We start from the raw sequence: 23896 nt of genomic DNA on the forward strand, positions 1-23896 counted from the left end.
ATTTTTTATCTTCTTTTCCTTCCGATGTTATTTTTTCTGGATTTTCCTCTGGGTATCACGTGGCTTGAACGGCTTTGTCTCTTTCTTATGCGATTATTTTCAAATCGCTGACCATTGGATCTCATTCCAACTAGTTCTAAGTCGATGGTTCTTTTGGCCAAATTAGTATCACGGACTTTTACTTTGACTGCATCTCCAAAGGAGAACACTCGGCCATTGGATTTCCCAACAATTCGGTAATTTTCCTTATCTAAATCGTAATAATCATCGTTTAGGTCAACCATTCTTACTAGCCCTTCGCAAGAGGTTTCTCCGATTTCCACAAAGATTCCAAATTCAGTTACACCAGTAATGATACCATCAAATATTTGTGGTTCATGTAAAGCCATGTACTCCACTTGTTTGTATTTAACCGAAGCCCTTTCTGCATCAGCCGCTAGTTTTTCTCGATCTGAACAATGCTTACACTGAATTTCCAGAGGGGCTCTTTCAGGGGAGTTCCCTTTTTCTAAATACAATTGTAATAATCGATGTGTCATCACATCGGGATACCTACGGATAGGGCTGGTAAAATGAGAATAGAAAGGGAAAGCTAGGCCAAAGTGCCCAATAGCATCTGTACTGTATCGGGCTTTTGACATAGTTCTTACGGCCAAACTCTGTAATACATGCTCTTCTGCCTTACCTTCCACATTTTCCATCAAGGCATTGAAGGATTGAGAAACTTGTTTGGGTTCGGTAGAAACTTGATAGCCAAACTTTTTAGCAAAAGCAGAAAATACTCGTAATTTTTCTGGGTCAGGAGCTTCATGTACTCGATACACCATCGTGTTGCGAGGTTCGGTTTTCTTCAATTCATGCACATATTCGGCTACTTTTTTGTTGGCCATCAACATGAATTCCTCGATTAATTTATGGGCATCTTTTCTCTCTCTGGGAAATACGGCCAAAGGCGTTCCATGCTCGTCCAATTCAAATTTTACCTCCACAGTTTCGAAATTAACGGAGCCATGACTGAATCGGTGTTCCCTTAATTTTTTGGCTATTCGATTGAGATCTTTGATGACAGGCTCATAGGGATCCGTACTTTCTCCTTCATGTTCAATGAGCACCTGCGCTTCTTCATAGGCAAATCGTCGGTCAGAATGAATGATGGTTTTCCCAAACCATTCTTTGACGATGATTCCATTTGGATCAAACTCAAAAAGAGTAGAAAATGTTAGTTTATCTTCATTTGGTCTTAACGAACATAGGCCATTGGAAAGCTTCTCCGGAAGCATAGGAACCACCCTGTCTACCAAGTACACAGATGTAGCTCTTCGGTAAGCTTCTTGATCTAGTACACTTCCTGGTTTGACGTAATGAGAAACGTCAGCGATATGCACTCCTATTTCGATGTTCCCATTTTTCAGTTTTTGGTAGCTGATAGCATCATCAAAATCTTTGGCGTCTTTGGGGTCAATGGTAAAACTTAAGATTTTTCGGAGATCTTTTCTCCTTTTTATTTCTTCTGCACTTATTTCAGTCGGTATCGCTTCGGCGGCCAATTCCACCTGTTCAGGGAATTCATATGGTAGCCCAAATTCGGCCAAAATGGAGTGCATTTCTGTTTCATTCTCTCCAGATTTACCCAACACTTTAATCACTCGGCCTTCTGCCTTTTTTCCTGGGGTTCCCCAACGGGTTACTTCTACTATCACTTTATCCAAATGATTAGCTTCAAGTGTTTCTGTTTTTGGGATATAGATATCTTCGTAGATCTTTTTGGAGTCGGGAATCAAGAAAGAGTAATGTGGAGTAACTTGAATGACCCCCACGATTTCGGAGGATTTTCTATCTAATATTTCAATGACTTCACCTTCTGGGCGGTCATTTTTCTTTTTTTCTGAAGGTTTTCTTGCTTGAACACGTACACGATCTCCGTCTTTGGCATTCATTAAATCACTGGTAGCTACCCAAATGTCTTTGCTTCCATCATCTGGGATGACAAAGGCAAATCGGGCGTTGACGTGATCCACGCGTCCTTCGGTTTGGAAAGACTCATTGTCATATCGGTAATTACCGTCTGACTGTTTAATCAATCGATTTTCTAAGGCAAGTTTATGTACTATGTCGGCATAAAGCTCCTTGGTTTTGCGGTCACGAATAGCAAAAGCTTTATGAATTTGGTTGATGGAGTAGGACCTGTAGTCGTTTAATTCGAAAAACTCCAGGATCTCTTTTTGTAAAGCAGCCAAAAAACGTTGTTCCTTTGGGGAAGTTGGCATATAAATTGAAATTTAAAACTATCCCGAAGGTACGGGTTTTTACCTACACAATGATTATCCATTGTTTATTTCCTCTTGGATCAATAAATTCATGAATAACGGGCTTTGACAAATTCTTCAAGGAACATAGGCGGTCAATTTAGCAAATTGATGCTGAATCGGATTAATTCCAATGGCTTCATTCTCTAATCCTAATTCTATTTAGTACTTTTGAGCTTGTTTTTCCTTTTATTACATGAATCGATCCAAGATTGCTCTCGTATTATTAGTCGTCTTTATAGCTTCTGGCCTGATTTTTTGGTTTAAGTCGAATAAAATAAGTACTGAGACAAGTCCTTCGGCTGTTCAATTGGTTGAAACTCCGAATTTTAGTCCAGATTCGGCTTATGCATATGTCAAGCAGCAGGTGGATTTTGGTCCCAGGGTCCCAGGAACAGTAGCTCATAAAAATTGTCAAGATTGGATTATTGCCAAATTGAAATCTTACGGATTACAAGTCAGTACGCAGCCGTTTACAGCCACCAATTATGAGGGAAAAGTATTGAAGGGAACAAATATCATGGCACAGTTTCAGCCTGGGATTGGGAAGCGAATATTGTTGGCAGCCCATTGGGACTCCAGAGCTGTGGCCGATAAAGATTCTGTACGTAAAAATGAGCCTATTGATGCGGCGAATGATGGAGCAAGTGGGGTGGCGGTATTGATTGAATTAGCTAGGCAACTTTCCTCGGCACAAAAAAAGACGACAGTTGGGGTAGATTTTTTGTTTTTTGATTTAGAAGATACAGGAGAGCCACATGGTGTAGAAACCAATGTACAGAATACCTGGGCATTGGGATCTCAGTATTGGGCGGCCCATATTTTCCCACAGAATTATAGGCCATATTATGGAATTTTGTTGGACATGGTAGGAGCCAAAGGAGCCGTATTTCCTCAGGAATATGGATCCATGCAATATGCTCCGAGCGTAGTTAGGTCTATATGGTCGGCAGCAGAAGATTTAGGCTTTAGCAGTTTATTTATTCAAGAAGAAGGGCCTGGAATTACAGATGATCATACAGCGGTAAATGAGGTCGCTAAGATTCAAATGATTGATATTATTGACTTAAGACCTCAGGCACCCGGAAGTATGGGGGATATTTTTGGTCCATATCATCATACACATAGAGACAATATGTCCATTATTGATCCCAAGACATTATATGCCGTAGGGCAAACATTACTACAAGTATTATATCGAGAATAACTATGTCAGAACAATTACAACAAGTTCATTTGAACGACACCCATGTAGCTTTAGGGGCGAAAATGGTTCCTTTTGCAGGCTTTAACATGCCTGTCTTGTATTCAAATTTAATTGAGGAGCATTTTTGCGTTCGCCAAAAAGTGGGAGTATTTGATGTTAGTCACATGGGGGAATTTATATTGAAGGGGCCGAAGGCGCTGGATTTGATTCAATATGTTTGTTCAAATGATGCTTCTAAATTGGTTGATGGGAAAGTTCAATATAGCTGCTTGCCGAATGAGCAAGGAGGAATTGTGGATGATTTGTTGGTATATAGAATTTCAGAGCAAGAGTATATGTTGGTGGTGAATGCCTCCAATATTGAAAAAGATTGGAATTGGATTTCATCGCACAATTCATTTGGTGTAGAAATGACTAATCTAAGCGATGATTATAGTCTATTTGCGGTTCAAGGTCCAGATGCCATTAATGTGCTTCAAAAATTAACGGAGGTGGATTTATCTGCTATTCCCTATTATGCTTTTACCATAGATCAGATGGCAGGGATGGATGATATTATCATTTCTAATACAGGATATACAGGAGCGGGAGGATTTGAGATTTATGTGAAGAATGAGGAAGCCTTGGCTATGTGGAACGCTATATTTCAGGCAGGAGAAGAATTCGGCATTAAGCCTATTGGATTAGGGGCTAGGGATACCTTGCGTACCGAAATGGGTTATTGTTTGTATGGACATGATATTGATGATACTACTTCACCGATTGAAGCAGGGTTGGGTTGGATTACTTCATTCAACAAAACCTTTATTGCTTCAGATATTCATGCTAAGATTAAAGCAGAAGGCCCGAAGAAAAAATTGGTAGGATTTGAAATGATTGATCGTGGAATTCCCAGACAGCATTATCCTTTGGTCAATGCCGCAGGAGAATCTATTGGGGAAGTAACATCGGGAACGCAGTCGCCAAATTTATCCAAGGGAATTGGGATGGGTTATGTAAAAACAGAATATGCCAAAATTGGAACAGAAATTTTTGTTCAAATCAGGGATAAATCCTTGAAGGCAGTGATAGTTAAAATGCCTTTTATCTAGACTTAGCTATGAGGAAAATTGACGTTTGTTTATCACCAGAGCTGATTCATTTGTATGACATTCCTAATTTGGCAGTTGTGGTCGTAGATATTTTTAGGGCTACTTCATGTATGGTGACAGCTTTTGCACATGGGGCAAAGGAAATTGTTCCCGTAGAGAAAATGGATTTATGTCATGCTTATGGATTGAAAGGGTATTTGACGTCTGCGGAGCGAAATGGGGTGACTCCAGAGGGTTTTGATTTTGATAATTCACCTTTTAGCTATCAGGTTGAAAAGGTCAAAGGATCCAAAATATGCGTTACCACAACCAATGGAACGGTAGCCATTAGGAAGTCAAGAAAGTCGCCTGCTTTGTTTGTAGGGGCATTTCTAAATATTTCTCGAGTGGCAGAGGCGTTGAAACAGTGGGAAGGGGATGCGTTAATTGTTTGTGCAGGATGGAAGGGAAAGCCTAATTTGGAGGATACCTTGTTTGCGGGGGCATTGATTGATTTATTGCAGGGTACTTATCGTGTAGCAGATGATGCTGCTATGATGGCTTTGGGAACCTATCATCAAGCTGCGTCTAATATGCTTCAAGCGGTGAAGGGATCTTCCCATGTGAATCGTTTATTGGGATTAGGGATTGAAAAGGATATTAGTTTTTGCTTGGAGAGGGATTTATACCCCATTCTTCCTCGTTTAAAAGGAAATAAATTAAGGCTAGATTGATTTTAAATTCTATTGGCCGAAATAAGTAATGTGATGAAGTTATATAGTACACAACACCAAAGTCCTGATGTAAGCTTAGAGGAGGCAATCTTTCGTGGTTTGCCGCCTGACAATGGTTTATATATGCCCATTTCCATTGAAAAAATGGACCCTTCATTTTTTGAAACCATTCAGGATAAAAGCTTTCCAGAAATAGCAGAGGCGGTATGTCAGCATTTATTGGGAGAGGATTTGAGTCTCGAGGAGATTCATCAAATGATTAGTCAGTCCATGACATTCCCAGCACCTTTGTTTGATTTAGAGAAGGATGTGCAAGTATTGGAATTGTTTCATGGACCATCTATGGCATTCAAAGATTTTGGAGCAAGGTTTATGGCGGCCATTATGTCCCATTATTTGCTAAAATCTAATAGGGAAATTCGCATTTTAGTGGCCACTTCTGGAGATACGGGAGGGGCTGTGGCACAAGGATTTTTTAATACTCCAGGCATTTCTGTAACGATTTTATATCCCAAGGGTAAGGTTTCAGACATTCAAGAAAAACAGTTAACTACTTTAGGTGGAAACGTAAGTGCTTTGGAAATAGATGGCACTTTTGATGACTGTCAAAGGTTAGTAAAACAAGCCTTTTTGGATGAAGAATTAAGGGCAAAATTTAATTTAGCATCGGCAAATTCTATCAATATATCGAGGTTGATACCACAGTCTTTTTACTATTTTTCTGCCTATGCGGAAGCGAAGAGGAAAGGTCTAAAATTGCCGATTGTGTTTAGTGTGCCCTCTGGGAATTTTGGAAACTTAAGTGCAGGATTAATGGCTTATCGAATGGGGCTTCCGGTGAAGGCCTTTGTGGCGGCATGTAATGAAAATAAGGTAGTTCCTGAGTACCTTAGTTCTGGGGAGTTTAGTCCACAACCTAGTGTCGAGACACTTTCGAATGCCATGGATGTTGGGAATCCTTCCAATTTTATTAGGATGAAACTGCTTGCTGGAGAGCAATGGGAAAAAGTTAGAGAGTTGGTGAAAGGCTATTTTACGAATGATGAGCAAACCAAGCTGCGGATGAAAGAGGTGTATGACAGAACGGGTTATGTGATGTGTCCCCATACAGCAGTAGCTTATGATGGCTTACAGCAGTATCGATCGGAGAACCCTGGGGAATATACAGGTATATTATTATCCACGGCACATTATGCTAAATTTCTACCTACTGTAGAATCAACATTGGGTCAGCAAGTTCCTGTTCCAGAGCGTTTGTCGGCACTTTTGAATAAAGAAAAAGTAGCCATTTCTCTCGGAACGGATTATGCCAGTTTTAGGCAGTATTTATTGAAGAAATAAATGATGGTTTAAACAACGCTGTCAAGGTTTGAAACCTTAACAGCGTTGTTCGAACGAATCAAAATTTGGGTTTATTGTCCAATAAACTGGATACTGTTCCCATTCCATTATTGGCTATAATAAAGCCTTAAATTTATCAAACTCCTGATAAGCGATAATTCCAATCAATATAATTAACAGTGGTCCTGCACCAAGTCCACCTAGTACAAGCCATTCGAGTAACAAGATATTGATGGCGATGGGGGTAAGAATCAATAATGAAAGAGCTCTTTTTGAAGGGAATAATAATAAAACGGCACCTAGAATTTCTAAAATTTTGACAATCCTCATAAAGCCTGTAGGAACCATCAAATTAAAAAACGTTGCCTGATTTCCTGATAAAGGAGGTGCTGGTACGAAGTCAAAGAAAAAATTTAGGCCTCCGAATAAAAACAGGAATGCCAACAGGTAAGTGGGAATGTGCTTTAAAAATTTCATAAGATTTTATTAATGATTGGAAGAGTGGGAGGCATTCTTTAATGAACGGTAAGTATTTCCATGCCGAGTGAAAATTAACTAAAATTTTCTAAATATGGATAGAAATTACCAAAACTGCCAGAAAATCAATTATTTAGGGTTAATGAACATACATATTGGGCTCTTGTAATCTTCTCTTTGGATAGATTCAATAAGTATATTTCCACGTTAGTGGAGCTGGAATTTCCTCCCAATGTTGCTTGGCTAAATTTGATTCGGTTAGGATAATCATTTGCCAAAGCAGCTATTTTGAAAATGGTTTTATGAGCTTGGAGCTCTTTAATTACAATAAATCTCTGATCTGTCTGGGATTTTTTTTCAGGAAGGTTTTTCCAAGATAGTGCTAATTGGCCATCTTTGAATTCTTGTCTAAATGGAAGAATTTGGATATTATTTTTTTCTTGAAAAGCAGGAAGTTTTTTGGGGATTTCTAATGGATTAAAGCTAAAATAGGACTTAGTTAGTAATTGTATTGTTTCTTCAGGACAATTGTAAGAGCTAGCATTTTGAAAGAAATAAGCTCCAAGTAGATCTGATTTCCAACGTAGAGTAATTTCTTGCAAAGGTCTTCTGGCCATAAAAAATGAGGCAAGCATCCAAGCACCAGAAAGGAGTAAGCCCCAAGCTAAGCGAAAGGTGAAATTCTTATTTATGAGTAAATTCCCATAAACAGCAAGCAATGTTATATGGCCATAAAGTAAAAATCTGTCTGATAGCGTGATTAACTCTAAATCTCCCATACTTGCTCTACCGAGGCAAATGAGCACACCCGTGGCAAGAACTTGAAGAAATAGTAATGCAGGAAAGGAAAGTTTGATGCTAATGGAGCCAATGATTTTCCAAGTGAAATAGAGTAAAACTAGGGTACCAGCCAATAAGTTAATCCAAGCTCTGAAGGAATCAGAAATAGGTAAGGCCCAGTTTCCTAAGAATATTAATAAACCTTTTAAATGCAACCATGAAAAGGAGCCTTTACTGCTGCTTGTTCCTACATAATCATGGAAATAAAAGACAATTACCGTGATGGCAAGAAGGCTAAAAACAATTTTTAACTTAGAATTTTTGGTCCACCAAACATAAGTTACCATGGGCAAAAATGCGAGACCTTCTGTCGAGACAAAGGGATAACAAAGCGCTAAAAAAAGAACCCAAAAAGAGTTTTCAGCATAAAATAGACCGTAGCTTATCCAAACCAAAAATAGGATTGACCCCGTATGCTGTAAAACGCCAATTAGATTATAGTTGTCTAAATTGCCCAATGGCGAAAAGAGTAGGCAAGCAATACCTATTAAATGCCAAGGAGAGCGTTTGATTTTTTGTAAGAATAAATGAAAAGGAATAAGTAGTAAGATGAGTTGTAGATTAGCCAAGAAAATGGCAGTTTTGAAGTTCAATTCGCCCCCAATGGCATATTGAATGACAACCCAAAGTCTGGCATAAGCGATTCGATGTATTTGATTATGGAAGTGAAAAATATAGGAAATGTTCTCTGTCAAATTATGGTTTTTCACATAGTCTATCAGTTCCAAAAAGGCATAATCATCTCCCCAATTAGGGAAGTTAAGGGTATAAAGATGCAGTCGGTAAAAGTGGAAAAAAAGTATGGCTCCCAAAGCCAATAACCAAGCTAGTTTTTCCTTGGAGGGCATGGTTGATGGAAGAGTTGGAAGCATTATTTTTTCAAATAATCGTTTCTAGAAAGGTATTTCTCAATCAAGATATACAATAAGATGAACAAATAGCGGCTTCCCATTTCTTTAATTTTCAAATTGGATTGCCCTGCTTTTCTATTTTTCCAAGAATTAGGTAAAACTTCATATGAATAGCCTCTAATAATGGCTTTTAAAGGAAGCTCGATGGTTAGATTAAAATGTGCAGATAAAAAAGGTTTTAGCCCCTCAATGGTATTTTTTCGGTACATTTTAAAGGCATTCGTTGAATCATTATAGGGAATACCCACCAAGATTCGGATCAGGGTATTGGCCAATCGATTAATGATGTACTTGTGTTTTGGGTAGTCTTGGGTTGTTCCTCCTTTGATGAATCTGGAACCAAATACGCAGTCTAAATTTTTGGCCACCATTAATCGATAGAAGGCGATGAGGTCTTTGGGGTCATCAGATAAATCCGCCATCATGATTGCCACTATATCTCCCTGAAATCGTTCTAGTCCGTAGCGAATGGCATAACCAAATCCGTTGGGTCCTGGGTTAGTATAAAAATTTAAGGTGGGAATAGATTGTTGTAATTGTTCTAATATCGATAAGGTTTTATCCTTGGAATTGTCATTAACTACAACAATCTCATGGTCAATTTCTTCTGATTTCAAGGCCGCATAGAGGGACTCTAAAGTCTCAATGATGGAGCCTTCTTCGTTATAGGCAGGTATGACAATGCTTAGTTTCGACATACCCTTATGCTAAAATTGGTTGTAAGAATGCTTGATCTTGAATAAACCAGTCATGAACCTCTCTTAATAAATGTGGTACGCTGATTTCGGGCATCCATTGACTAAAGGCCGTAATTTGGCTGTTATCGGTAATGTAAATCGGCAAATCGCCGGGTCTATTTTCCGTATTTGAAGAGATAGGAATGGTATTTCCTGTAATCTCCACACATAAGTCTGTTAATTCAGCTAATGAAACACTATTTTCAAGGCCACCACCTACATTGAAAAGCTGACCATGGTGTAAATCAATATGTTGAATTTGCCAAAGGACCAATCGGAATAAGTCTTTTACATGCAACACATCTCGTATTTGTTGGCCTTTTCCTCCAAAACCAATGTAGGACAAAGACTTATTCCAAAAGTGTTTTGCCATCCAAAGAACAATGACCCCTTGGTCAATTTTACCCATTTGGTAGGGACCGCTCAACACCCCGCAGCGGTTGATAACAGTAGGAATGCCAAAATTATGGGCAAATTCCTGGATGATGTATTCAGATGATAATTTGGTGGCGCCGTATAAGGAACGTAAACCTGCCAATGGATAATTTTCAGCAATTCCTCGCTCACTTAAACCTACAAAAGCTTGCTGATTCGATAAAACAAAACGCTTTCCTTCTGCATGGTAATTGATGTTAGCTAGCGTGTTGTAGGGATAAACTCGGCTAGTAGATAAAAATATGAAAGCCGCTTGATGTTTTTTAGCAAAATACAAGGTATTGATCGTACCGTTTAAATTGGTGTCTATCAAGTATTCCAATTCTCCCGCTTGGCTACCGGCTAACACGGAGGGTTCTGCAGCCGCATCTATGACGAAATCTACTTTAGGAACCCGATCAAAGTCGGTTTTTATTCGAACATCGCCATGGATAAAATGAATACCTAATGGAAGTATTTTATTTAGATTTAATTCGGAACCTCTTCTAGATAAATTATCCAAACAATATACCTCACAATCAACCAGATGTTGTTTGAAAAGGGCGGCCAAATTGGAGCCTACAAAACCACAACCACCTGTGATGAGAATTTTCATTTTGCTTTGGCCTCCATGTAACGATGATAAATATCTTGGAAAACGTCTTCTAATGATTTGGTGATATCCCAATTTGGATAGTGCGACTTCATTTTGCGTAAGTCCGAATAGTAGCAAATGTGATCCCCGATACGGTTAGTTTCATCGTATTTGTACTTCATTGGAATACCACTAATCTTAGAAATCAAATCAAATGCTTCTAGAATGGATACCGAATTGGCTTTTCCTCCACCGATATTGTAAACTTCTGCCACTCTAGGTGCTTTGATAAATTCCTCGATGAAGCGTGCAACATCATATGAATGGATATTATCTCGCACCTGCTTGCCCTTGTAGCCAAATACCGTGTACTCTTTTTGCTCTAAATTACATTTGATGAGATAACTCAAAAATCCATGTAATTCAACGCCTGCGTGATTGGGACCTGTTAAACATCCGCCTCGCAAACATGCAGTGGGCATATTGAAATAGCGGCCATATTCTTGAACGGAGATATCGGCAGACACTTTGGATGCTCCAAATAAGGAATGCTTTGATTGGTCGATGCTAAAGTTTTCAGCGATACCATGTTCGTAAGTGGTATCATCGTAGTCATAGCGTGTTTCCAATTCTTTCATTTTGATGAAATTGGGAGCATCGCCATACACTTTATTGGTTGATAAATGAACAAAAGGAACAGCAGTACTGAACCTGCGAAGTGATTCTAATAAATTAAAAGTACCGACTGCATTGGTATCAAAATCTTCAAAAGGGATGGATGCAGCTCGGTCATGACTTGGCTGAGCAGCAGTATGGACAATAGCGTCAGGACCTATGCTGGGAATTAAATTCAGTACCGCTTGACGGTCACGAATGTCTATGGTATGATGTTGGTAGGACTCTCCAAATTTGGCTAAGCGATCCTGATTCGTTGAGTTATCTCCTTGTGAACCAAAAAAAACGGCCCTCTGATTATTGTCTATTCCGTGCACTTCCCAGCCCTTTTCTAAGAAAAATTCGCTCACTTCTGAACCAATCAATCCTAGGGAACCGGTAACCATTAATTTTTTTGACATGTAGCTTGCTTAATTTGATTGAATCGGGGGCAAAATTATCGTTTTATTTTCAATTATAGAAATAGACAAGGGATTTTTAACTTTTTAGTACTCAGCTATAAATGAGAATCTTTCAGTAAAAACGCTGAATTGTTTTTTATTATTTAGACGATTGGCTAATTATTTAAAATAATGCATTAGTTCAGATGCAATGAGACCATGTCCTATTTCGTTTGGGTGGTTGACTTGCGACATTAAGTTTTGAATGGCGGTTCCTTCTTTCACTTGCTGCCGAAAAATTGCGTAACTATCCACAAAACCAATTTGATGTTCTTGAGCTAATTTTTTTACCTGATCGCCATGTTGGTTTAATACGGAGTTGGTATCTAATATGTCAATTCGCTGATCTGGACTTGCACTTAAAAGAATCACTTTAATCCCCTGGGCTATGGCTGATTTGATCATTTTTTCCCAAGCTATTTTCGCTCTTTCTAAACCGATCCCTCGGTCGTTTAATACATAATCAATAAATAGGACATCTGGCCGATGTACCAATACCTCTTTTTCGAAACGGTTGGCACCTTTCTCTGCATTTTCACCACCAATGGCCGTGTTGATGACATTGATGACAGCCAGTGGATATTGCTCTTTCAAATTTTTAAGTAAAAGGTAAGGATAAGCACCTAGCGTATTCACGGTCGGAGTTTTAAAATATCCTGCCGGCACGGAGTGGCCATGAAATACCAGGTTTATTTGTCGGTTTTTAGGCCATTCCTTCTGCAATTCTGCTTTGATTCCTTCCAAATAATTGGATGAATTTGCTTGGCTTTTGACGCTTAAGCTAATAATGAGAAAGCTTAAGAGCCATCCGAATGATTGTATGGTTTTCATGATAAGGTTTAGAAAAAGAGCCCAATGAAGGGCTCAAAATAGATTTCTGATTTGTTTTTACACGTCTTGCGCGTCAAAAACCACTACTTTTCTCCATAAATGAGCATAGTTTTTGACAAAATCTTGGTGAATTGGATGGTCTTGATAAACTTTTTGATCTACTTCATTTTCAAAGAACATGAGCTCGGACACATCCCAAGATGTATCTACCACCTCTCTTTTTTCCGTAGAGGCAATTACTCCAATGTGTAGTTTTTTAATGACTTCAATGCCTTTGAGCGTGCTTAATCCCTCAATTAATTTATTTCTATCTTCTACTGAAGATGGATTATTTAACCAGAAGAAAACGTGATGTAATAGATATTTTTTTTCCATGTGTGTAGGTAACGTTTTATAATTAATTCAGGCTAAACTACATCAAAAAGAGGAAAAGCTTGGTAATAAATTGAAAATTTAAAACCTCCAGAAATTATTTTCTTCCAAGCATAGACCTAAATTTCTTCATTTCTAAATTTACTTTTACCTATCCAGCCTAAATGGGTGTGCTCAAAACTTTCAAGCTTTAACCCATATCCAATGATTCGATCAAAGGTACTGTGGCACATAAAAATGATGCCAATTTGAAGCAATAGGGATTGATCTGAATAAAAACCCCATAATATTGCTAAAGCAATTAAGCCTTGATGATGGCATAAATTATATGCCTGAAGAGCTAGCTTTTTGGATATGATGATGGCTAAAAAGGATAAATCAGGAGCTAGAATAAGCCAAGCAAATGTCCCCCATTGATTCGGAAAAAATTGGAAATATGCCCAAAGGCTCAGGCAAAATAATCCGAGGGATTCTAATTTTAATATATTTCTCATCACAGGAATTTTGGTCGAAATAAGTGGAATGCAAGGACATAATTCCTAAAAATAGGATAAAAGGTTTAATTCCAGCAATGGCAGCATTTCGTCCTTGTTTGAGCAATTGGAAATTTTCTATTCCCTGACTTACAGATATTTGTACTTCCATGAATAAATAGACATATTTGAGTTTCTAAGCCTTCGATACATGCCCCTCAAAAAGAAATTTTTAACTGCCTTATTTCTACTTTTTCTTAGCTCGGTTCATGCACAAAAATCCCAAGTTTGGAAGGAAGTCCAAGCAGGAGTTTGGAAGACACAAATTGGGAATCTCCGACACATTAGTTTGCTTCAAGCCGCAGGAGCTAAATCCCTCCCAGAGGGCTTAAAATCTTTACCTCAGACGGGTTTCCCTCTACCTAAAGATGAGATTAAATTCAAGATTATAGATAAGAAAATATACCTGAGTTTTCCTTTGGCTTCCGATGAGCAAATCTTTGGATTGGGACTGAATTTTCAGACGGTCAATCAACGAGGTAGAATTATGAATTTGCATGTGGACCACTACGGCGGAAAAGACAATGGCCGCACGCATGCCCCTGTTCCATTTTATGTTTCTTCTCGAGGATATGGTGTGCTGATTGATGCCTCCGCCTACATGACCGTTTATGTGGGTTCCAATGTCCGATCCGATTCAAAAAATAGACCTCCCATTCAGGACCGAAATACGGATAAAAACTGGGATTCTCAACCTCCATCTGATGCCCTAGAAGTCTTAATTCCTGCTGATGGTGCGAGTATTTATGTTTTTGCCGGGCCCAGTCCCATGCAAGCGGTACAGCGGTATAATTTATTCAATGGTGGGGGATATTTACCTCCCAAATGGGGTCTAGGATTTACGCAGCGAGTTCCCACTTTGTTCAGCCAAGATGATATCATAAAGGAAGCTAAGAGTTTCGAAGACCACCAATTCCCACTGGATTTTATCGGTGTAGAGCCGGGTTGGCACAGTGCCTCTTATCCTTGCACCTTTGAGTGGGACCCAACTCGTTTTCCAAGGCCTAAAGCATTTTTAGATACCTTATCTCGCATGGGAATTTCTGCCAATCTTTGGCTGAATCCATATGTTTCACCTAAATCCTCTTTATTTGCGCCCATCAAAAAATATACAGGTTCTCACCTAGTTTGGAATGGAATCGTTCCGGATTTTACCTTGCCTCAAGCCAGAAAATTGATGAGGGATCATTTTGTAAAGCACCATTTGGATATAGGTGTAGGAGGATATAAAATTGATGAAGTAGATGGTTATGATTTTTGGATTTGGCCCGATGTGGCCACGTTTCCCTCCGGAACAAGTGCTGAACAAATGCGCCAGATCTATGGATTGATGGTTCAGGAAATGACCGCTTCATGGTTTAAAGAAAAAAATAAAAGAACCTATGGATTAATTCGAGCCTCTAATGCAGGAGCTAGTCATTTACCTTATGTGATATATAATGATTATTACAGTCACAAAGATTTTATCACGGCTTTAGTTAATTCTAGTTTCATTGGGGTGCTATGGACACCTGAAGTTCGTGCATCTAAATCGGCTGAGGAGTGGGTTCGCCGCATGCAGTCGGTTTGTTTTTCACCCATGGCTATGCTGAATGCCTGGGCAGATGGAACCAAACCTTGGACCTTCCCTGAAGTGGCTCAGGCAGTAAATGACGTGGCCAATTTAAGGATGCAATTGCTTCCATATCTCTACACCACTTTTGCGCAGTATCGTTTTGAAGGGAAACCTCCTTTTAGATCCATGAATTTAGTGGATGGCTTTGCCTTTAAGCCCAAGGGAGAAAAAGGGAAAGTAGATGCCACCGAGAACCCCTATGGAATGAGTATTAAAAATGACATCAAAGATCAGTACATGATGGGTGACTTTATTTTAGTGGCACCTATGTTTGCCGGGGAGAAAAGTCGGGAGGTCTATTTACCTGAGGGCAAATGGTATGATTTTTATACAGGGAAATTAGTCGGGGAAAATCAAAAAATTCAAATCACTCCAAGCCTCGACAAGATTCCCTTATTCGTCAAAGATGGGGCAATTATTCCTATGGTGCCTGTACACCGACAAGCCCCTAAAGACGGACAGCATTATCCTTTGGAAGTTCGACATTATGGTCAGAAAGCCTCAACTTGGAAAATGTATGATGATGATGGCCGCACATTTGATTTTGAGAAAGGGGCTTATACGTGGACAGAATTGGGAGTTCGACGTGGGGAAAATGGACAATTAGAAGGCCGGCCTAAGCAAGTTTCTCCCAAAGCCAACTTTGGCTATATGCCAGAGATACAGTGGAGTTTTATGACTAAATAAACGATACACTATGAAAAAAAGATTTTTATGGATTGCCATGATGGCATTTACTCTTGTTTTTAATTTGAAGGCACAAGACCGTCCTTTACAAATCATTATGATTGGTGCTCATCCAGATGATTGTGACATCAAAAGTGGTGGAACAGCAGCCTTGTTTGTAGCCATGGGCCATAAAGTAAAATTTGTTTCTGTCACCAATGGAGATGCTGGGCATCAATCAGAGGGAGGAGGTATGTTGGCCAAAAGAAGAATTGCCGAAACGCAGGAGGTGGCTCGGAGATTGGGAGTTGCTTATGATGTGTTAGACAATCACGATGGAGAGCTATTACCCACTTTAGAAATTCGATTGCAAATTATTCGAAAAATTAGGGAATGGAAGGCAGATGTGGTGATTGCCCCACGATCCAATGATTATCACCCGGATCATCGTTATACGGGAGTTTTGGTTCAGGATGCAGCTTTTATGGTAGGTGTACCTAATGTGGCTCCAGATGTTGAACCTTTAAGAAAGAATCCTGTATTCTTGTATTTCCAAGACAATTTTAAAAAGCCCAATCCATTTCAGCCAGATATAGCGGTAGACATTACCCCAGTAATTGATAAAAAATTGGCAGGCTTAGATGCTCATCAATCTCAATTCTATGAGTGGTTACCTTGGATTGGAAATTATGAAAGTGAAGTTCCGAAAGATCCTTCCAAGCACAAGGAGTATTTATTAGCTAAACGAGTTCAGCAACCAAATCCTGAGGTAAGAAAAACCTTAGAAAAATGGTATGGTAAATCTAGAGCAGATCAGATTAAATATGCGGAGGCATTTGAAATATGTGAATATGGATCTCAACCAACAGAGCAAGATATTCGTCGACTGTTTCCTATGTTAGGGAAATAATAAATAGGGGGTCTGAGAATTACTTAAATAAAAAGACCCCATATTTTTTATAGTCGTGAAAGGTTCCAGGCAAGGGTGACCAAGACCATTTTGCCATTTTTCCGGTATCATAATCCAGTCGACAAAAATTACCTTTCCAAGTCATTCCGGGTTTAGCGGGCACATTTTCAAGTGGTGTTAAAAGTGTGAAAGGAATGAATATTTCAGCAGACCAAGAACCAGGAGTTCCTACATTATGGTTCAGCGATACCTTCTTTTGTACTTTTCTGTCTCCTTCATAATGCCAAGGTAACCAACCGAAAAATTTATTCTGAAAATTGGGAACCATCAGGACTAATTCTTTTCCTAAAGGATTGATTTCATACTCGAAATAGACGGGGGCCGCTGGATTTGTATGAAAAAATACTTCGAAGACATCTGCTTGATATAAATCTTCAAAATCATTCTGAAAGGTAGTTGTCACTTTCTGATCTTTTCCTTCCAAATACACATACATTCCTCTGTCGGAATACAAGATTTTGAATCGACTGTCCAAACCTTTCGCCAGTTCATTGCGAGCAGGTAAGGCATACCATGGACTTTTTTGCCAAGCCGTATGTGTTGCTTGTCCATCGATGGGGAAATCTGCTACGTAATGAACCAACAGGGTGTCTTGAGCAGACAAGGAAGCAGAAAGGAGGAGCAATAGAAACAAATAGTATTTCATTGGGCCAGAGGATGGTTAATTATTTTATGTCTGAAAAATAAGAACAAAGGGAAAGCAAAGGCATAGCCGATAAGAAAGGTTAAGACAATGAAAATCCACCATTTTTTCATTTGTAATCGATACCCTTCTACTACCATAAAAATGGAACCCGCGGTGGTACCTGTCCAAAAATCAAATGTGATACTTTTAGCGTAATAGCTAGTCCATGTACTCTGAATAAATTGATTGACATCAAAATGCCCTTGCTGTTCTTGCATTCCTAACCATACAAAATAAAAGGTCAGCGAACCTCCCACTACAGACAGTAGCAGATAAAAATAGGCAATATTCATAGAAGAGGTTTTCATAGGTTTGATTGGGAATTAATGGGTCTAATTTGACTGGCTTAAGTTAGTTAATTATTTGAATCGGAACTTTTTATCGGGTAAATAAGGTTCTCAAGTTCTAATATACACAATATGAAAATAGAAATTTGGAGTGATATCATGTGTCCCTTTTGCTACATCGGGAAACGTCATTTGGAAAAAGCATTAGCCCAATTTGAGTCTAAGACCCCAATTGAAATTGAATGGAAAAGTTATCAACTAGATCCATCTATACCCCATCATTTTGATAAGCCTGTCAATGTCTATGAATATTTAGCAGATCGTAAGGGAATCAGTATAGAGAAAGCGATGGAAATTCATGAGCAGGTAGCTACTATGGCGGAGCATGTGGGCTTACATTATAATTTTGACCAAATGAAAGTAGCCAATTCGCTAAAGGCGCACCAATTAATTCAATTAGCTAAGGAGCAGAAAAAGGATAATGAAATAGAGGAAAAGCTATTCGAAGCCTATTTTATCAATGGGATAGACTTGGCTAATGAATCCAGTTTGGTGCAAATTGGGGAGTCGGTTGGCTTAGAAAAGGAAGCAATTTTAGCGGCATTACATAATGATGAATTTGCATATCGAGTAAGACAGGACACCCAGGAGGGTGTCAATTTAGGGTTAAAAGGGGTTCCATTTTTTGTATTTAATCGTCGTTATGGTATTCCTGGGGCTCAACCTTTAGAAGTGTTTATTCAAACGCTCCATCAAGCAGCAGAACATGATTAATATCAGTATTTTATCGAGTATTTGGTAGTTTTCTCAGGAATCAAATCCGTCAATATGCTTAGTTTTGTCAACTTAGATTTGTCAACTTTTTAAAAGTTGACAAATCTTAAGTCAAAGTCAAAGTTAAAGTTAAAGCCAAACTTTAAGTCAAAAAATCATTCTATGAATTAGAATGATTAATAAGCATAAAACGGAATTATGATTGCTGTCGATAACGCTTTACTGAATAAATATAATGTTCCTATTCCTCGCTATACAAGCTACCCAACCGTACCTTATTGGGATCATGAAATAGATGAGGACCGTTGGAAGGCCGCATTTAATATGCGCTTTAAGGAATGCAATGATTCTCAAGGTATCAGCCTTTACATCCACCTGCCTTTTTGTGAGAGTATGTGTACCTTTTGCGGGTGCAATAAGAGAATCACTACCAATCACAAGGTAGAAGATGAATACATTGAGGTGGTTTTGCAAGAGTGGGAATTGTACCGACAACAAATGGGTACGACCCCATTGATTCGAGAGTTTCATTTGGGAGGAGGCACACCCACATTTTTTTCTGCCGAAAATTTACGGCGATTGATTCAATCCATTCTTTCATACTCTCGGATAGCTGATGATCATGAATTTAGCTTTGAAGGACATCCGAATAATACGACCTATACTCATTTAAAAACCTTATTCGATTTAGGGTTTAATCGGGTGAGTTTTGGAATGCAAGATAGTAATCCTGAAGTCCAGCAAGTCATTAACCGTATTCAACCCCAGAAAAACGTCGAGCAAGTAGTGCAATGGGCTAGGGAAATTGGATATGAATCCGTAAATATTGATTTAGTTTATGGCCTACCCTTGCAAAGTATTCATCGAATGGAGAAAACCATTCAAGATGCCATTTCATTAGCCCCAGATCGAATTGCTTTTTACAGCTACGCCCACGTACCTTGGACAAGTCGGGGACAGCGTTTATTCGATGAAAATGACTTGCCAACTGCGGAAGAAAAGTTAGCCTTATACCAATTAGGCCGAAATATGTTTTTGGCAGAAGGTTATCAAGATATAGGTATGGACCATTTTGCAATGCCCGATGATTTGATGTATAAAATCAAAGAACAAGGAGCTTTGCATCGGAATTTTATGGGATATACTGTGCAGCAAACGGGTATGGTATTGGGCTTGGGGGTATCCAGTATTAGCGATGTATTCTATGGTTTTGCGCAAAACAGAAAAACCATTCACGATTATTACGAGGATATCAAGCAAGGGAATTTAGCGGTATTTAAAGGCTACTTTTTGACAGAAACAGACCAAGCCATGCGTCAATACATTTTGGACATTGCTTGCAATGGTAAAACCCAATTTAAAGTCGAAGATATTTCGCTTTTGGAAACTTATTCCTTCCCATATCTAGCTGAATTAGAGGCAGATGGATTAATAGAGTGGGATTACCAAGGGTTACAATTAACCAACCTGGGAGCCAATTTTGTGCGGAATGTTTGCAAAGCATTTGACCTAAAATTATTATCTGATGAACACGCAACCTTGAAGTTTAGTCAGGCCGTGTAATATTCTTCATTTCACTTCATCTTCCATTCGGGATTTTTTCGTTTCTTTAAGAAATACTTGGGGCTATTGGCCCTATCCCTTTTTTATGGCTACCCATATTTTGCAAGGCCAACGAGTGTACATCAAGGACATATGTCCTGAAGATGCGCCATTTCTATTGGAACTACTTAATACTTCAGGATTCATAGAGTTTATTGGCGACCGAGGGGTACGAAATTTGGAGGAGGCCATTGATTTTAGTATTAAACTGAAGCATAATCCCAGTATACATTATCGAGTGGTTTTTGATCAGTTAGCCCGAATTCCACTTGGTATAATTTCCATCGTTCAGCGTGATTATTTACCACAACCAGATATTGGTTTTGCGTTTTTACCTGCTCACATGGGTAAGGGCTATGCCTATGAAGCAGCCAGTCTAGTATTGGAGGATTATTTCAGCCAACATAAAGCCCCTATCTTTGCCACTACCCTAGAGCATAATGTTCGTTCCATCAGCTTATTATTGCGATTAGGGCTAAGTTTTGAGAAGTGTATTCAAAGAGACCAACAAGTACTTCATCTGTATAAAAAAGACCCATGGAATCATTAGAAAGACAAGTTCAAGTTTTGGAAAAAAACATGGCATTGGCACATATAACCAACCCGCTGATTTCAGAGGGATCTGTTGGCTGGCATATTGAACATTGTTTAATGGTGATGATTACCATCATCAGTGCATTGAAAAAGTCGGATCCTAGTACTTACCATTGGATGTTTAATGCCAGAAGGGCTTGGGTATTTTTGACGCAAAGAGTACCTAGAGGTAGGGTGAAAGCTCCCAGTTTTGTACAGCCACAAGGTGAAATAAATTTGGATGAAATCCGCGCCAAAATTGCCAAGGTTTATCAATCTTTGGAAGAGGCAAATGCATTGCCACCTAACACCCATTTCCGACATTTTATATTTGGAGTTTTGGACTTGAAAGATTCCTTGTATTTTTTGAGGATACATACCCATCATCACTTAAAAATCATCCAAGATTTAATCGATGATAATTTCAAAACTCGAAACTAATCCAGTGATATTTTCCCTAGAAAATTTGGCTTTTTTAATTCGATTGTTCAGCGGATTGATAGTAAAGTGAAAGGAGGTTCTCAAGTCAGCCTTTTCTAAATTAGTTTGATCAAACTGGGCGTTCAATAAATCACATTCCTCCAATATTGCTTCAGTTAGATTGCACTGTGTAAAATCCACCTCCTGTAATGAACAATGCATAAACCGCGCCTTTTTCATCTGACGCTGATAAAAAGAAGACAGATTTAAAAAGCAATTTTCAAAATGTGCTTCAAACAAAAAAGGGTTGGTATATTCAAAATGCAATCCTTGTAAACGACAATTAATAAAGCGTACATTTTGCCATTTGGTATTACCCATTTTGGCTAAACTCAGATTGCAGTCAATGAATTCACAATCAACGAAGGCATAATTGGATAAATCTACTTGGGCTAACTCACAATGTTTAAATACACAGGCCTCGTATTCAGCTTGTTCAAGTGGTTCTTGGAGGAAGTTTTTTTTCTCGAAGGTTTGTTGAAAGTAATTTTCCATGTAGGGAGATTATGGTTTCAATTTACATCAATTTTGTCAGCTAATCGTATATTCAAGGAACTTTCCTAAGGTTAGGTGATTCAGAAAAAGATTGTAAATTAGTCAAGAAATAAAACCTATTTTCTAACATGAAAAAGCAAATGCTCGCCTTTTTGGCATGGATGTTTTTCTTAGCGCCTACTGTCGCTCAAGCACAGAAATCATTGGAGGGTGCATGGTCAAATACTCAGGGGGAGGTGACTACATGGATATTGGTAACGGATCAAATCCTTAGCCTTACCCAGTTTGAAACGGCTAGTCATAAATTGTTGGCCACGTATGGAGGAACTTATCGCATAAATGGAATGGAAATCGAAGTTCTGCAAGAGTGGAATTCAAAAGATTCGCTTCAAGTTGGGCAATCTAAAAAATTGTCTGTTAAATGGAGGAAAGGTAATGTACTGATTGATCAAGTATCTTTCACGTCTATGGACAAAGGTGAACCCGGTAAAATGAAGGGAAATTGGATTATCGTTGGGAATTTTTCCAATGACGTGTTGTCGAGGAGACCCAACCCATTCTATCCACGAAGAACCATGAAAATTCACACGGGAAATGCTTTTCAGTGGATTGCCTATAATGTCCTAACCAAACAGTTTTTCGGCACAGGTGGTGGCTGGTATACCACCCAAGGAAATGTGTATACGGAAGAAATCGTCTTTTTCACTAAAGCAAGCTCTAGTATAGGCAAAAAACTTCCATTTGAGCTTCAAATTCAAGACGGAATTTGGCGACATAAAGGTCAAAAATCGACAGGAGGTCCTATGGATGAGGCATGGTCCAGAAGAGAATTATTGGATCATAAATAATTTGCCTGTATGATTGATTTGATGGGCCATTTACATCCCTTTTTAGTACATTTTCCAATTGGGATATTGGTCATTGCCTGTGTGATGATTTGGCTACGGGCTTTTCGTAAGACGGACTTTCAATCATCTATCTCTTTATTATCCATGCTGGGGGCCCTGACTGCTGGCGCTGCTTGTATTTCGGGGTATCTTTTATCCCAATCGGGTGATTATCAATCATCATCCGTTAATCCACATCAGTGGTGGGGAATAGGAACATGCTTACTTGCTATAGCGCTTTACTTTTTTCATGCCTATCGAACAATTATTAGCGTCCTAGTTTTTTTAGCATTGGCTATTACCGGGCATTTGGGGGGAGAACTGACATATGGGGCCAATTATTTATTTCAACAGAAAAAATCAGTTATCTCTTCCAAGGAGATACAAAGAACCTTGGATTCTAGCTTGGTTGCTTTAGCTAAAGATACCACAGTACAAGTTTTGAATCCAACGAAGAAATTTCCATTTCAAGACGAGGTTTTACCGATTTTAAAAAACCATTGTTTTCAATGCCATTCCAGTAAAAAACAGAAGGGGAAATTACGTTTGGATTCTGAGCTTTTTATCAAAAAAGGGGGTAAGGAAGGAGCAATTTTATTAGCGGGTAATCCCTTGAAAAGTCATCTTTACAAGTATTTAATTTTACCTGAGGACGATGATTTACACATGCCTCCCGAAGGCAAAAAACAGTTGAATTCCAGACAAATTGCCATCATTCGTCGATGGATCGAAATTGGCGCTCCATTTGGGGAATACACTGGGGCATTGCCAAGTTCAGCCATGGATATTTCAAGTTCAGAAAATAGCTCGATGGACGAAGTAAATTCTCCAGCCAACGAGGCAATGGTTAAGCCAATGAAATCTTTAGAGCCAGTCAATCCTGAATTTATTTTAGAGGCCAAGAATTTAGGATTGAGCGTCAGTTCGGTGGCCAGTCATCCAGCAGGCCTGAGCGTAAATTTTGTGAATGTGAAGCAGTTGGATGCTCAAGTTTGGCAGGTGGCGAAGAAAATACAAGATCATATATTCCAAATCAAATTAGGGAAAAGGAAGGATGTGGCAGTAGAGGAGCTTTTGAATTTCCCACAATTGGAACAGTTGAACCTAGAACAAAGCAATATTCAGGATAAGGATTTAGAAATTCTTGGCCGACTCCCGAATCTAAAACGGTTGAATCTTTATGGGACTTCTGTTTCTGATGCAGGAGTAAAAACCCTTGCATCCATGAAGGCATTAAAAGTTCTTTATATTTGGCAAAGTAAGCTAAGCCAAAAGGGACTGCAAAGTCTACAAAGCGCTCGTCCGGATTTACAAGTTGTTCAAGGAGAAATCCATTTTACTCCCCCGGATACCAATCGTTTGAAAGCAATTAAATAACC

The 23896-nt window shown here is 38.9% G+C and carries 24 protein-coding genes; 12 read left to right on the top strand and 12 right to left on the bottom strand.

The features are described 5' to 3' along the window. Positions 1–5: 5 nt before the first annotated feature. The gene (rnr, locus tag ESB04_RS08150; RefSeq protein ID WP_129027236.1) at positions 6–2267 is read right to left on the bottom strand and encodes a ribonuclease R; all 2262 of its coding nucleotides are present in this window, start codon (positions 2265–2267) and stop codon (positions 6–8) included. 235 nt (positions 2268–2502) lie between these two features. Here rnr and ESB04_RS08155 point away from each other — a divergent pair, with 235 nt between their 5' ends. The 4 genes from ESB04_RS08155 to thrC are packed head-to-tail and all read left to right on the top strand — an operon-like array spanning position 2503 to position 6658. Continuing rightward, a complete protein-coding gene (locus ESB04_RS08155) occupies positions 2503–3513 on the top strand; it encodes a M28 family peptidase (RefSeq protein WP_129027237.1) in 1011 nt (336 codons plus the stop codon). A gap of 2 nt (positions 3514–3515) precedes the next feature. After that, the gene (gcvT, locus tag ESB04_RS08160; protein WP_129027238.1) at positions 3516–4604 is read left to right on the top strand and encodes a glycine cleavage system aminomethyltransferase GcvT; all 1089 of its coding nucleotides are present in this window, start codon (positions 3516–3518) and stop codon (positions 4602–4604) included. An 8-nt stretch (positions 4605–4612) separates the two neighbouring features. Beyond that, positions 4613–5317, top strand: coding sequence for a 2-phosphosulfolactate phosphatase (locus ESB04_RS08165; protein WP_129027239.1), 705 nt, complete (start codon positions 4613–4615; stop codon positions 5315–5317). A gap of 33 nt (positions 5318–5350) precedes the next feature. Continuing rightward, the gene (gene thrC / locus ESB04_RS08170) at positions 5351–6658 is read left to right on the top strand and encodes a threonine synthase (protein WP_129027240.1); all 1308 of its coding nucleotides are present in this window, start codon (positions 5351–5353) and stop codon (positions 6656–6658) included. Positions 6659–6772: 114 nt separating this feature from the next. Here the strand turns inward: thrC and ESB04_RS08175 are convergent, their stop codons facing one another. From ESB04_RS08175 to ESB04_RS08210, 8 genes are all read right to left on the bottom strand, one after another. Then, positions 6773–7135 (bottom strand): hypothetical protein, encoded by a 363-nt coding sequence (locus ESB04_RS08175; protein ID WP_129027241.1) that lies wholly within the window; start codon positions 7133–7135, stop codon positions 6773–6775. 125 nt (positions 7136–7260) lie between these two features. After that, entirely contained in the window at positions 7261–8823 is a 1563-nt protein-coding gene (locus tag ESB04_RS08180; protein ID WP_164969622.1) for a hypothetical protein, read from the bottom strand. A 23-nt stretch (positions 8824–8846) separates the two neighbouring features. Further along, a complete protein-coding gene (locus ESB04_RS08185) occupies positions 8847–9584 on the bottom strand; it encodes a glycosyltransferase family 2 protein (protein ID WP_129027243.1) in 738 nt (245 codons plus the stop codon). A 4-nt stretch (positions 9585–9588) separates the two neighbouring features. Then, positions 9589–10653: an NAD-dependent epimerase/dehydratase family protein gene (locus ESB04_RS08190; RefSeq protein WP_129027244.1), complete on the bottom strand. Its 1065-nt coding sequence runs from the start codon at positions 10651–10653 to the stop codon at positions 9589–9591. Next, positions 10650–11708: an NAD-dependent epimerase/dehydratase family protein gene (locus ESB04_RS08195; protein ID WP_129027245.1), complete on the bottom strand. Its 1059-nt coding sequence runs from the start codon at positions 11706–11708 to the stop codon at positions 10650–10652. Before ESB04_RS08195 ends, ESB04_RS08190 begins: the two co-directional genes overlap by 4 nt. Before the next feature lie 159 nt (positions 11709–11867). Continuing rightward, positions 11868–12578 carry an SGNH/GDSL hydrolase family protein gene (locus ESB04_RS08200; protein WP_129027246.1) on the bottom strand — a complete coding sequence of 237 codons (711 nt, stop codon included), beginning with the start codon at positions 12576–12578 and terminating at the stop codon, positions 11868–11870. Between the two features lie 57 nt (positions 12579–12635). Continuing rightward, positions 12636–12953 carry a Dabb family protein gene (locus ESB04_RS08205; RefSeq protein ID WP_129027247.1) on the bottom strand — a complete coding sequence of 106 codons (318 nt, stop codon included), beginning with the start codon at positions 12951–12953 and terminating at the stop codon, positions 12636–12638. Positions 12954–13069: 116 nt separating this feature from the next. Beyond that, a complete protein-coding gene (locus ESB04_RS08210; RefSeq protein WP_129027248.1) occupies positions 13070–13444 on the bottom strand; it encodes a DUF4260 family protein in 375 nt (124 codons plus the stop codon). Between the two features lie 190 nt (positions 13445–13634). Between ESB04_RS08210 and ESB04_RS08215 the strand changes: the two genes are divergently transcribed. Further along, positions 13635–15785, top strand: coding sequence for a TIM-barrel domain-containing protein (locus tag ESB04_RS08215; RefSeq protein ID WP_129027249.1), 2151 nt, complete (start codon positions 13635–13637; stop codon positions 15783–15785). Between the two features lie 10 nt (positions 15786–15795). Continuing rightward, positions 15796–16674 (top strand): PIG-L deacetylase family protein, encoded by an 879-nt coding sequence (locus ESB04_RS08220; protein WP_129027250.1) that lies wholly within the window; start codon positions 15796–15798, stop codon positions 16672–16674. 19 nt (positions 16675–16693) lie between these two features. On the opposite strand, the gene ESB04_RS08225 is transcribed toward ESB04_RS08220, so the two are convergent. Continuing rightward, positions 16694–17380: a carbohydrate-binding family 9-like protein gene (locus tag ESB04_RS08225; protein ID WP_129027251.1), complete on the bottom strand. Its 687-nt coding sequence runs from the start codon at positions 17378–17380 to the stop codon at positions 16694–16696. After that, positions 17377–17727, bottom strand: coding sequence for a DUF2834 domain-containing protein (locus tag ESB04_RS08230; RefSeq protein ID WP_129027252.1), 351 nt, complete (start codon positions 17725–17727; stop codon positions 17377–17379). Before ESB04_RS08230 ends, ESB04_RS08225 begins: the two co-directional genes overlap by 4 nt. 111 nt (positions 17728–17838) lie before the next feature. Between ESB04_RS08230 and ESB04_RS08235 the strand changes: the two genes are divergently transcribed. From ESB04_RS08235 to ESB04_RS08250, 4 genes are all read left to right on the top strand, one after another. Further along, positions 17839–18480 (top strand): DsbA family oxidoreductase, encoded by a 642-nt coding sequence (locus tag ESB04_RS08235; RefSeq protein WP_129027253.1) that lies wholly within the window; start codon positions 17839–17841, stop codon positions 18478–18480. A gap of 198 nt (positions 18481–18678) precedes the next feature. After that, entirely contained in the window at positions 18679–20043 is a 1365-nt protein-coding gene (gene hemN, locus ESB04_RS08240) for an oxygen-independent coproporphyrinogen III oxidase (RefSeq protein WP_129027254.1), read from the top strand. A gap of 85 nt (positions 20044–20128) precedes the next feature. Continuing rightward, positions 20129–20632: a GNAT family N-acetyltransferase gene (locus ESB04_RS08245; protein WP_129027255.1), complete on the top strand. Its 504-nt coding sequence runs from the start codon at positions 20129–20131 to the stop codon at positions 20630–20632. Next, positions 20620–21096: a DinB family protein gene (locus tag ESB04_RS08250; RefSeq protein WP_129027256.1), complete on the top strand. Its 477-nt coding sequence runs from the start codon at positions 20620–20622 to the stop codon at positions 21094–21096. The genes ESB04_RS08245 and ESB04_RS08250 overlap by 13 nt, the downstream gene beginning before the upstream one ends. On the opposite strand, the gene ESB04_RS08255 is transcribed toward ESB04_RS08250, so the two are convergent. Beyond that, the gene (locus ESB04_RS08255) at positions 21064–21630 is read right to left on the bottom strand and encodes a pentapeptide repeat-containing protein (RefSeq protein WP_129027257.1); all 567 of its coding nucleotides are present in this window, start codon (positions 21628–21630) and stop codon (positions 21064–21066) included. The two genes, ESB04_RS08250 and ESB04_RS08255, sit on opposite strands and share 33 nt — an antisense overlap. Positions 21631–21758: 128 nt before the next feature. Between ESB04_RS08255 and ESB04_RS08260 the strand changes: the two genes are divergently transcribed. Both ESB04_RS08260 and ESB04_RS08265 read left to right on the top strand, forming a co-directional pair. Continuing rightward, entirely contained in the window at positions 21759–22478 is a 720-nt protein-coding gene (locus ESB04_RS08260) for a hypothetical protein (RefSeq protein WP_129027258.1), read from the top strand. A 9-nt stretch (positions 22479–22487) separates the two neighbouring features. Then, positions 22488–23894, top strand: coding sequence for a c-type cytochrome domain-containing protein (locus ESB04_RS08265; protein ID WP_129027259.1), 1407 nt, complete (start codon positions 22488–22490; stop codon positions 23892–23894). Positions 23895–23896 lie beyond the last annotated feature (2 nt).

Source organism: Aquirufa rosea, from assembly GCF_004118285.1.
Classification (GTDB): Bacteria; Bacteroidota; Bacteroidia; order Cytophagales; family Spirosomataceae; genus Aquirufa; species Aquirufa rosea.

What these genes read in the sequence shown, in the direction of transcription:
- ESB04_RS08180 (WP_164969622.1), bottom strand. Translation starts at nt 8,823, where the DNA reads ATGCCCTCCAAGGAAAAACTAGCTTGGTTATTGGCTTTGGGAGCCATA.
- ESB04_RS08245 (WP_129027255.1), top strand. Translation starts at nt 20,129, where the DNA reads ATGGCTACCCATATTTTGCAAGGCCAACGAGTGTACATCAAGGACATA.
- ESB04_RS08235 (WP_129027253.1), top strand. Translation starts at nt 17,839, where the DNA reads ATGAAAATAGAAATTTGGAGTGATATCATGTGTCCCTTTTGCTACATC.
- hemN (WP_129027254.1), top strand. Translation starts at nt 18,679, where the DNA reads ATGATTGCTGTCGATAACGCTTTACTGAATAAATATAATGTTCCTATT.
- ESB04_RS08165 (WP_129027239.1), top strand. Translation starts at nt 4,613, where the DNA reads ATGAGGAAAATTGACGTTTGTTTATCACCAGAGCTGATTCATTTGTAT.
- ESB04_RS08255 (WP_129027257.1), bottom strand. Translation starts at nt 21,630, where the DNA reads ATGGAAAATTACTTTCAACAAACCTTCGAGAAAAAAAACTTCCTCCAA.
- ESB04_RS08265 (WP_129027259.1), top strand. Translation starts at nt 22,488, where the DNA reads ATGATTGATTTGATGGGCCATTTACATCCCTTTTTAGTACATTTTCCA.
- ESB04_RS08190 (WP_129027244.1), bottom strand. Translation starts at nt 10,653, where the DNA reads ATGAAAATTCTCATCACAGGTGGTTGTGGTTTTGTAGGCTCCAATTTG.
- ESB04_RS08205 (WP_129027247.1), bottom strand. Translation starts at nt 12,953, where the DNA reads ATGGAAAAAAAATATCTATTACATCACGTTTTCTTCTGGTTAAATAAT.
- ESB04_RS08200 (WP_129027246.1), bottom strand. Translation starts at nt 12,578, where the DNA reads ATGAAAACCATACAATCATTCGGATGGCTCTTAAGCTTTCTCATTATT.
- ESB04_RS08250 (WP_129027256.1), top strand. Translation starts at nt 20,620, where the DNA reads ATGGAATCATTAGAAAGACAAGTTCAAGTTTTGGAAAAAAACATGGCA.
- ESB04_RS08260 (WP_129027258.1), top strand. Translation starts at nt 21,759, where the DNA reads ATGAAAAAGCAAATGCTCGCCTTTTTGGCATGGATGTTTTTCTTAGCG.
- ESB04_RS08220 (WP_129027250.1), top strand. Translation starts at nt 15,796, where the DNA reads ATGAAAAAAAGATTTTTATGGATTGCCATGATGGCATTTACTCTTGTT.
- ESB04_RS08215 (WP_129027249.1), top strand. Translation starts at nt 13,635, where the DNA reads ATGCCCCTCAAAAAGAAATTTTTAACTGCCTTATTTCTACTTTTTCTT.
- ESB04_RS08155 (WP_129027237.1), top strand. Translation starts at nt 2,503, where the DNA reads ATGAATCGATCCAAGATTGCTCTCGTATTATTAGTCGTCTTTATAGCT.
- gcvT (WP_129027238.1), top strand. Translation starts at nt 3,516, where the DNA reads ATGTCAGAACAATTACAACAAGTTCATTTGAACGACACCCATGTAGCT.
- ESB04_RS08175 (WP_129027241.1), bottom strand. Translation starts at nt 7,135, where the DNA reads ATGAAATTTTTAAAGCACATTCCCACTTACCTGTTGGCATTCCTGTTT.
- thrC (WP_129027240.1), top strand. Translation starts at nt 5,351, where the DNA reads ATGAAGTTATATAGTACACAACACCAAAGTCCTGATGTAAGCTTAGAG.
- ESB04_RS08230 (WP_129027252.1), bottom strand. Translation starts at nt 17,727, where the DNA reads ATGAAAACCTCTTCTATGAATATTGCCTATTTTTATCTGCTACTGTCT.
- ESB04_RS08185 (WP_129027243.1), bottom strand. Translation starts at nt 9,584, where the DNA reads ATGTCGAAACTAAGCATTGTCATACCTGCCTATAACGAAGAAGGCTCC.
- ESB04_RS08225 (WP_129027251.1), bottom strand. Translation starts at nt 17,380, where the DNA reads ATGAAATACTATTTGTTTCTATTGCTCCTCCTTTCTGCTTCCTTGTCT.
- ESB04_RS08210 (WP_129027248.1), bottom strand. Translation starts at nt 13,444, where the DNA reads ATGAGAAATATATTAAAATTAGAATCCCTCGGATTATTTTGCCTGAGC.
- rnr (WP_129027236.1), bottom strand. Translation starts at nt 2,267, where the DNA reads ATGCCAACTTCCCCAAAGGAACAACGTTTTTTGGCTGCTTTACAAAAA.
- ESB04_RS08195 (WP_129027245.1), bottom strand. Translation starts at nt 11,708, where the DNA reads ATGTCAAAAAAATTAATGGTTACCGGTTCCCTAGGATTGATTGGTTCA.